At 50.1% G+C, this 8336-nt stretch carries 7 protein-coding genes; all 7 read left to right on the top strand.

Annotated elements, in window-relative coordinates:
• On the top strand, window positions 1-1646 hold a 1646-nt coding region (locus EOE65_RS09325), incomplete at its 5' end, for a tandem-95 repeat protein (RefSeq protein WP_127694029.1).
• Window positions 1647-1775: 129 nt separating this feature from the next.
• Window positions 1776-2666, top strand: coding sequence for a tRNA 2-thiocytidine(32) synthetase TtcA (ttcA, locus tag EOE65_RS09320; RefSeq protein ID WP_127694028.1), 891 nt, complete (start codon window positions 1776-1778; stop codon window positions 2664-2666).
• Window positions 2667-2825: 159 nt separating this feature from the next.
• The gene (locus EOE65_RS09315) at window positions 2826-3578 is read left to right on the top strand and encodes a hypothetical protein (RefSeq protein WP_127694027.1); all 753 of its coding nucleotides are present in this window, start codon (window positions 2826-2828) and stop codon (window positions 3576-3578) included.
• A 56-nt stretch (window positions 3579-3634) separates the two neighbouring features.
• On the top strand, window positions 3635-4411 hold the full coding sequence (locus EOE65_RS09310; protein WP_127694026.1) for an enoyl-CoA hydratase: 777 nt from the start codon (window positions 3635-3637) through the stop codon (window positions 4409-4411).
• A 60-nt stretch (window positions 4412-4471) separates the two neighbouring features.
• Window positions 4472-5791: a sigma-54 interaction domain-containing protein gene (locus EOE65_RS09305; RefSeq protein WP_240656957.1), complete on the top strand. Its 1320-nt coding sequence runs from the start codon at window positions 4472-4474 to the stop codon at window positions 5789-5791.
• 201 nt (window positions 5792-5992) lie between these two features.
• The gene (soxC, locus tag EOE65_RS09300; protein WP_127694024.1) at window positions 5993-7318 is read left to right on the top strand and encodes a sulfite dehydrogenase; all 1326 of its coding nucleotides are present in this window, start codon (window positions 5993-5995) and stop codon (window positions 7316-7318) included.
• Window positions 7302-8336 carry a c-type cytochrome gene (locus EOE65_RS09295; protein WP_127694023.1) on the top strand — a complete coding sequence of 345 codons (1035 nt, stop codon included), beginning with the start codon at window positions 7302-7304 and terminating at the stop codon, window positions 8334-8336. The genes soxC and EOE65_RS09295 overlap by 17 nt, the downstream gene beginning before the upstream one ends.

Below are 8336 nucleotides of genomic sequence, written 5' to 3'. Positions count from 1 at the left end.
CCAACTACAACGGCCCGGACAGCTTCCAATACACCATTGCGGATGCGGCAGGTAACGTCTCCAACGCAGCGACCGTCAACCTCACCGTGACCCCGGATAACGATCCACCGGTGGCCGTCGATGACAGCGGCAGCACCGCGGAAGACACCGCAGTGACCCTAGATCTGGCGGGCAACGACAACGACGTGGACGACGGCCTAGACCTCACCAGCATCGTGATCACACAGCAGCCGGACCACGGCACACTGGTGGTCAACAGCAACGGTACTGTGACCTATACACCAACAAGCGGATACACCGGCCCTGATAGCTTTAAGTACACAATCGCTGATGTGGGCGGCAATGTGTCGAATGAAGCTACGGTCTCACTTAACGTGGTTGATACCAACAACTCTGTTGTTGCCAATGATGATGGTGGTTCGTCCAATGGTTTTGTTTATGTTGGCGCGAATGGCGGATCATGGACGGCACAGGGGGTAACCGTTGAAGCCTTTAACGCAGATGGTAGTGCCGGAACAATCGTAAGACACTCCTCGTTCGGCTTCGGTGTCGCGGGCACGCCGGATTCTGATGATGATCGTCAAAACCCGCCGCAGCTCGAATATGACACGGCAACCAATACCTCAGAGTCGCTCGTATTTACATACGATGATTTTGTGACATCGGCAGAAGTTGATATTGCTCGACTGTATGGAACTGAGTCTGTAAATGGACAAGTCCATACCGAGCAAGGGGGCTGGATCGCTTATGTCGTCGATGATGCGGGTAATCAGCGGGTTGTGGCAAGTGATGAATTTAGTTTCGGAAGTTCTAGCAACGGTGGCACGATCACGATCACCGCACCAGCGGGTTACGTGTTTAACCGTATTGAGTTTGTAGCGACAGAGTACCGAGATGGCCGGGATACAACGGGCAGCGGTGACGCTTCTGACTATTTTGTCCAAGGTGTTTCAGCAACGACAGTATCGAGTGGCTTCCAAGCCGCTGAGGGTGATGACCTAACGCTATCAGTGAATGATTTGCTGGCTAATGACTCAGACCCTGAGGGTGATGCTTTCAGTTTTGCCGGTATTGTTGATGTGAATGGCCAACTAGTCACGACAGGTAGTGCTGTTGTCGATGCGAATGGCGCAACAGTGACGATCAGTGGTAGTACCCTGACATACAACTCGGGTAACCAAGGCCTCAATGTTGGTGAGGTTGGCAATGTCGACTTCACATATCGTATTGAAGACGCCAATGGCGCGACGGACGATGCCGATGTGTCGCTCACTGTTGTGGGTACGCAAGGTACACCGGGTAGCGTTAATATAGATGGTACATCTGGCAACGATATCCTCGATGGCACTGGTGGCGTGGACACGTTTGTTTGGCTTGATGGAGAAAGCGGAACAGATACGATCAATAACTTCACGATTGGTGGTCCGGGTGTTGGTGATCGGCTTGACCTCTCTGACCTGTTGGTTGGAGAAGAGAGTAATCCACTCTCTGATTACCTCTCTGTCTCGACGAACGGTACCGATACGACTATCGAAATTCGTCCGCAAGGCAGTGGCGGTAGTGTTGAGCAAACGATCGTATTGGATGATGTGACGGGCGTTACGCTCCAAGATTTGGTGAATAACGACCAGATCATTACCGACTAACGCTCATAACACGATTGGACTTCAAGCCCGGCTTAGGCCGGGCTTTGTTGTTTTGGTGTGTAATGAGTTAGAAAAAACCAAAAAATTGATCTAAAATCGCCGTTTTTTAACACCTCAGGCTAGACTCCCATGCAAGCAGAAGAGATCGCGACAAACGAAGAGCGCAAAACCAAAACACGTTTAAACAAGTTGCAAAAACGCTTGCGCCGTGAAGTTGGGCAGGCGATTGAGGCATACAACATGATCGAGGATGGCGATAAAGTCATGGTGTGTTTGTCTGGCGGCAAAGATTCCTACGCTATGCTGGATATCTTGTTAAACCTGCAACGTAGTGCGCCCATATCGTTTGAGCTTGTGGCAGTTAACCTCGATCAAAAGCAACCTGGATTCCCTGAACATATTTTGCCCGAGTACCTTGAGGCTTTGGGTGTCCCGCATCATATTGTTGAGCGTGATACCTATTCGATCGTCAAAGAGGTTGTTCCCGAGGGCAAAACGACATGCGGACTTTGCTCGCGCCTACGTCGCGGAACGCTATACGGATTTGCTGATGAGATAGGCGCCAATAAAATCGCGTTAGGGCATCATCGCGACGATATTCTCGAGACATTCTTCTTAAACATGTTTTACGGCGGTAAGTTGAAAGCGATGCCGCCTAAGCTGGTCTCTGATGATGGCAAGAACATGGTGATTCGGCCGTTGGCATTCGCCCGTGAAAAAGATATTGCCGAATACGCGGAGTTGAAAACCTTTCCTATCATTCCTTGTAATTTATGCGGCTCTCAAGAGAATCTTCAGCGCCAAGTCATCAAGGAAATGTTGCAATCATGGGACCGACAACACCCCGGGCGTATTGAAACGATGTTTCGTTCCCTACAGCATGTTGTGCCATCCCACTTAGCGGATACAGAACTCTTTGACTTCAAACGACTAGCGTTGGGCTTTGCTCATGGTATTGATCCTTCGCTAGGAGAATCGCGGCTAAGCGAGCCTCAGGCAATCGATATACTGTCGCTGTAACGTCGCGCCGATATTTAGTCATTGGTTTTGAACGGTTAGTTGTGTTAAAAAACAACTAACCGCAAACACGGATGTAGCTCTAAAGCAACAGCAACTTGTCACCCTTAGGGTTGTGATGGTCGGTTAACTTGCTATTGATGAAGGCGCTTGAGAGGGCGTATGAGCGAAGACCGAGAAAAGCTATTCAAACGAGCAGAGTATCTGCGTAACCTTTTGATCGCGCACGTGACAGGCCGCACTGTGAACATGCTCGATTACCAAAAGCTGCGTCAATATTTTATGCAGCACAAAGAAGCCGGTGCATTCTTACCGCGAATCGTTATTAACCACGGTGACTTGTCTAGTGTTTGGCAGAGCATGAAATACGGCTTTGGTTCGCATGAAGAGCGCCGGGACGCTATCCTCGATCAGTTTCAACCGTTTTTAGAGCGCTTCAGTCCGCAAGAAGCCGCTGCGGATGATGCTGCGATTGAGCAGTTAAATGAAGTTGTTCTGTTTTCTCGTTGGAACGAGTTGATGGAACGTGTTGATAAGGAACCAGAGCTTGCCGTTGATGCGATGCAGCAAGATATCACTGCGTTGTGTTATCAGTTGCTGAAAGAGCTCAAAGTTTTCCCCGATCCAAGGCGTAGTTCATTATCACAACTGGTAACACTAACAGAGCACGCGCTGCAGATAAGCCCTGACAGAGAGCATGCTAAAGTTGTCAAAGATATCGTATCTGGCTGTGCGGACTCGCTAGCGGCAATTGAACACCTCTATGCTGAAAACTCTAAAGCCAATAGCGAGAAAACCATTGATAAAGAGATCGCCAAAGTGCTTGTGAGTCTCTACATCAGCCTCTCTACAATGCTGCTATCGAGTTGGCGCCTGCACCGCCTTGGTGCGGCTTCAAGTGCAACTAAAGTTTAGCATCCTCCCTTGAACGACTCTGATAGCTTGGTTTTTTTAGTTTAGGAGTCGTGAATATGTCTCAACTTATTGAAGAATCTATCGTAGATGGTGTCGCTCACGTGACGCTTTGTCGTCCAGATGCGTATAACAGCCTTTCGATGGAGCTGATGACGGCGCTGACAGAGGCACTTGTTAATTACGATAGTGACGAGTCCGTACGCGTTGTTGTGATTGCCGGAGCGGGGAAAGGTTTTTGCGCCGGACACGATCTAAAGCAGATGATTGCTGCTGACAGTACGGAGTTCAATGAAACAACATTTAAACAGTGTTCCACACTGATGCAGACCATAGTTAATTTGAGCGTTCCTGTGATTGCTCAGGTGCATGGCGTAGCAACAGCGGCGGGGTGCCAACTCGTGGCGAGCTGCGATCTGGCATTTGCGGCGCAAAGTGCGCGTTTTGGTACGCCCGGTGTCAACATTGGATTATTTTGTTCAACACCTATGGTTGCATTAACGCGTGCTGTCCAGCCAAAGCATGCGATGGAGCTGCTACTTACAGGTCAACTGATCGGCGCTGAGCGTGCGGTTGAAATGGGCTTGATCAATCAGCATGTTGAGGATGAGACGTTAAACAGTCATGTGGCGTCTGTGGCTCAGTTGATAGCGAGTAAATCTCGCAAAACGCTAACGATCGGTAAGCAAGCTTTTAATCAGCAACGCAACTTAACGCTTGAGTCGGCATATGAGCATTGCAGCCAAGTGATGGTCGATAATATGCAAACAGATGATGCGCAAGAGGGTATTGCGGCCTTTATTGAAAAGCGACATCCCAAGTGGCGACACTCGTAGCGATTTCCTCTGTGCTTCAGATCGATTAGCATAACGGCATCGACGGAAGAGGTGACAGCAGTGGAAACGGTTTCTCAATTTTCAGGCATCTTAGCAGCGTTAGAGGAGCCAGCTGCGATCCTTTCACCTGACTACAAAATTATTGCCGCTAACGATGCCTATATTGCGCACTACAAAGGCAGTGATGCTGTAGTGGGCCACCATTGCTACGAGGTCTCTCACCACTACGACGTTCCCTGCGATCAAGCAGGTGAGTCCTGTCCGCTGCGGGAATGCCAGCGAACCGGGCGGCGTCAGCGAGTGTTGCACCTTCACAACACGCGCCATGGTGAAGAGCATGTCGATGTTGAAATGATTCCCATCACTGATAACTCAGGACGGGTCAGCTGTTATCTTGAAAAGATGCAGGTTGTCAAAGAGGCCGCTGCTTCACCTGAAGAGCAAGGGTTGGTGGGCCGCTCGCCTGCGTTTATGGCGATGTTAGAGCTTGTTCATCGCGCCGCACCTAGTGATATTAGCGTGTTGCTGCTCGGCGAGTCTGGCACTGGGAAGGAGCTTGTCGCGCAAGCGATACATCAGGCGAGCCGTCGAAAACAGATGCCATTCGTTACTGTCGAATGCTCCGGATTAAGTGAAGCGTTATTCGAGAGTGAACTTTTTGGTCATGAAAAAGGCGCTTTTACCGGCGCTGTTAGCAGTAAAGAAGGCCTTGTAGAAGCGGCGCGCGGCGGCACCTTGTTTCTTGACGAATTGGGTGATGTACCGCTTGCGTTGCAGGTGAAGTTGCTGCGCTTAATCGAAACAGGAACCTATCGACGAGTAGGCAGCGTAACGGTACATAAAGCCGACTTCCGCTTGGTGTGCGCAACTCATAAAGCCCTGCCTGACATGATTGAAGCCGGCACGTTCCGTAAAGATCTCTATTATCGTGTGAGTGCATTTCCCATTCCGCTACCCTCTTTGTCACAACGTGGCGAAGATCTTGCGCTGCTGGTAGAAACGCTATTGAAGCGGATTCCTGAGGGGAGTGGGTACCACCTTTCTGCTCGAGCGCTTGAGGCACTCGCGGCTTACGCCTTCCCCGGAAATATTCGTGAGCTACGTAATATTCTGGAGCGGGGGATGTTACTCACGGATGATAATGTCATTGATATTGCTCACTTACCTCGCGAGTGCGCTAACCGTACTGAGCCATTGCCTACTGAGCAGCAGTTTGGTTGTACGGTCGTACCATTGCATGAGCTAGAGTCGCGCTATCTGGCACACTTAGTATCCCTATATCCTCGAAATAAGAAGCAGCTGGCTGAACAGTTAGGCGTCAGTGAGCGAACGCTTTATCGCAAGCTCACAAAAGCCGATGCTCTGATGCAAAAGTCGTGAGAGCTAAAATTCCTATTGCCATTGCATTAGTATCTGTTAATGTTGTTTCGGTTATATGCTTATCCTTAATTGTTATATGTAGGCGCGTTTCGATTGATGGTCGGCTAGACGATTGTCGAATAGTTGCTTATAACTAATACGTATACTTTTATAACAAAAATAATTATAACCGCACGCGGTGAGGGCACATTGGAGGCGTTAATGTCCAGAATAATAAAAGGTTCGGGGACACGCGAGCTATTAGCGCAGTTAGCTGCAGAGTCAGAACACCTATCTACGCGCGATCGGCGCGATTTTCTTAAAAAAGGCATCATGGCTGTTGGCGGCATGGCAAGCGCCGTAACAGCAGGTAATGCGGTAGCCAATACATCGAATTTACCTCCGATGGAACCGCAATGGGGGAAGATGCTTGGGCATGGGGTTGTTGAGTACCCCTATGGTCAGCCGTCTAAGTTTGAAAGTCATGTTGTTCGGCGTACCGTACCCTGGTTGACCGCTGAGTCCATCTCCTCTATTTCGATGTCTCCGCTACAAGATCTTAAAGGTATTATCACCCCCAATGGGCTGGTCTTTGAGCGCTATCATGCTGGGGTTCCACAGATTAACCCAGATGAGCATCGCTTGATGATTCATGGGCTGGTAGAGCGCCCTATTATCTTCACGATGGAAGATCTTATGCGCTTCCCGTCGGTTTCAGAAATTAAATTTATCGAGTGCCCAGCAAACGGCGGTATGGAGTGGAAAGGTGCACAGATGGAAGCGTTGCAGTTTACTCACGGCATGCTGAGTTGCTGCGAGTGGACGGGTGTTCCGCTGCGTGTACTACTTGATGAAGTCGGCGTTAAACCTGAGGGCAAGTGGATTCTAGCTGAGGGTGCAGATGGCTCTCACATGAGCCGCTCTATCCCGCTTGAGAAAGCCCTCGACGACACCATTGTTGTTTATGCGCAAAATGGCGAGATGCTGCGCCCAGAGCAAGGCTACCCGCTACGTCTCATTAATCCGGGTTGGGAAGGCAACACATCGATCAAGTGGTTGCGCCGTTTAGAGATCGGAGACAAGCCGTGGTATCACCGTGAAGAGACCTCCAAATATACGGACCTCATGCCCGATGGTAAGGCGCGTAAGTTCAGCTTTGTACAAGAAACCAACTCGGTTATTACTTCACCTTGTCCTGAGCATCCCATCGTGCGCAAAGGCTTTCTCGAGATCGAAGGGATTGCATGGTCAGGACGCGGCCGTATCAAACAGGTCGATATCTCGTTTGATGGTGGTGTGACATGGAAGCCAGCAAACCTTAAAGGGCTCGTGCTCTCGAAAGCACTGACTCGCTTCAGCTTTGTCACCAAGTGGGATGGTCAGCCTTGGCTGCTGCAATCGCGTGCTATCGATGAAACGGGTTACGTCCAACCAACACTTAAACAGCTGCGTGAAGCGCGTGGCGGCAACTCGATCTACCATAAAAACTCAATCCACACCTGGAGTGTGGCTGCAAACGGGGAGGTTAAAAATGTTCAAATTACCTAAGGCCGTTTGTGTGGCATCTCTTGTTGGTGCGCTTGCCTTTAGTGTTGGTCAATCGGCGCATGCAGGTGAGAAGTTTGGTTTTGGCGAGACCGCAACACCTGAGCAGATCGCAGGTTGGGATATTGATATTCGACCTGATGGCAAGGGGTTGCCTAAAGGACAAGGCTCCGTTGCTGATGGAGAAGCGGTTTATGAGCAACTGTGTGCAACCTGTCATGGTCTTTTTGGTGAAGGGGAAGGGCGTTGGCCGGTGCTAGCCGGTGGCCAAGATACGTTGACCGATGACCGTCCAGTCAAAACGGTGGGCTCCTATTGGCCGTATGCCTCAACTCTGTTTGACTATATTCGTCGTGCGATGCCATTCACTGCACCACGATCGCTGACCGATGAACAAACTTACCAGTTAACCGCTTATGTGCTTTACCTCAACGAGATTGTAGATGAGGAGTTTGTTCTTACGGATGAAAACCTAGCGGCGATCGAGATGCCCAACCAAGAGGGCTTCTTTGTTGATACGCGGCCAGATGTTAAAAATGCTCGTTGCATGAAAGACTGTGCCGACCCAGCTAAGCTCGTTGTTACTGGAACATTGCAAGGTATTACACCTGTTGGGCATTTCATTGAAGGGGCTGATGCACCCGCTGCCTCTCATGAGGCTCAAGAGGAGCTTGAGCGTGAGAAAGAGCATCAACGGAAAGCGGCCTCTGGCCATGAGGGTGCAGCGCAAGCCGCGACTGAAGCGCCAGCACCGCTGTCGGATGCTGCGCTAGCTGGCCAATCCGTGTATAACAATGCATGCCAAGCATGTCATAACTCTGGAATCGCCGGTTCGCCAAAATTTGGCGATGCGAGTGCTTGGGCTCCACGCATCAAGCAGGGAATGGACGTTCTGATGGGTCATGCGATTAATGGCTTTTCGGGCGAGAGTGGCATCATGCCACCGAAAGGAGGCCGAGTTGACCTTAGTGATCAACAAGTTAAAGATGCAGTTGCCTACATGGTTGAGTCGTCTAAATAG

Origin of the sequence: Neptunomonas marina (assembly GCF_004005935.1) — a bacterium.
GTDB lineage: Bacteria > Pseudomonadota > Gammaproteobacteria > Pseudomonadales > Balneatricaceae > Neptunomonas > Neptunomonas marina.
Note: the sequence above shows the minus strand (reverse complement) of the source record. Positions and strands in the feature narration are given on the sequence as shown.

What these genes read in the sequence shown, in the direction of transcription:
- ttcA (WP_127694028.1), top strand. Translation starts at nt 1,776, where the DNA reads ATGCAAGCAGAAGAGATCGCGACAAACGAAGAGCGCAAAACCAAAACA.
- soxC (WP_127694024.1), top strand. Translation starts at nt 5,993, where the DNA reads ATGTCCAGAATAATAAAAGGTTCGGGGACACGCGAGCTATTAGCGCAG.
- EOE65_RS09315 (WP_127694027.1), top strand. Translation starts at nt 2,826, where the DNA reads ATGAGCGAAGACCGAGAAAAGCTATTCAAACGAGCAGAGTATCTGCGT.
- EOE65_RS09295 (WP_127694023.1), top strand. Translation starts at nt 7,302, where the DNA reads ATGTTCAAATTACCTAAGGCCGTTTGTGTGGCATCTCTTGTTGGTGCG.
- EOE65_RS09310 (WP_127694026.1), top strand. Translation starts at nt 3,635, where the DNA reads ATGTCTCAACTTATTGAAGAATCTATCGTAGATGGTGTCGCTCACGTG.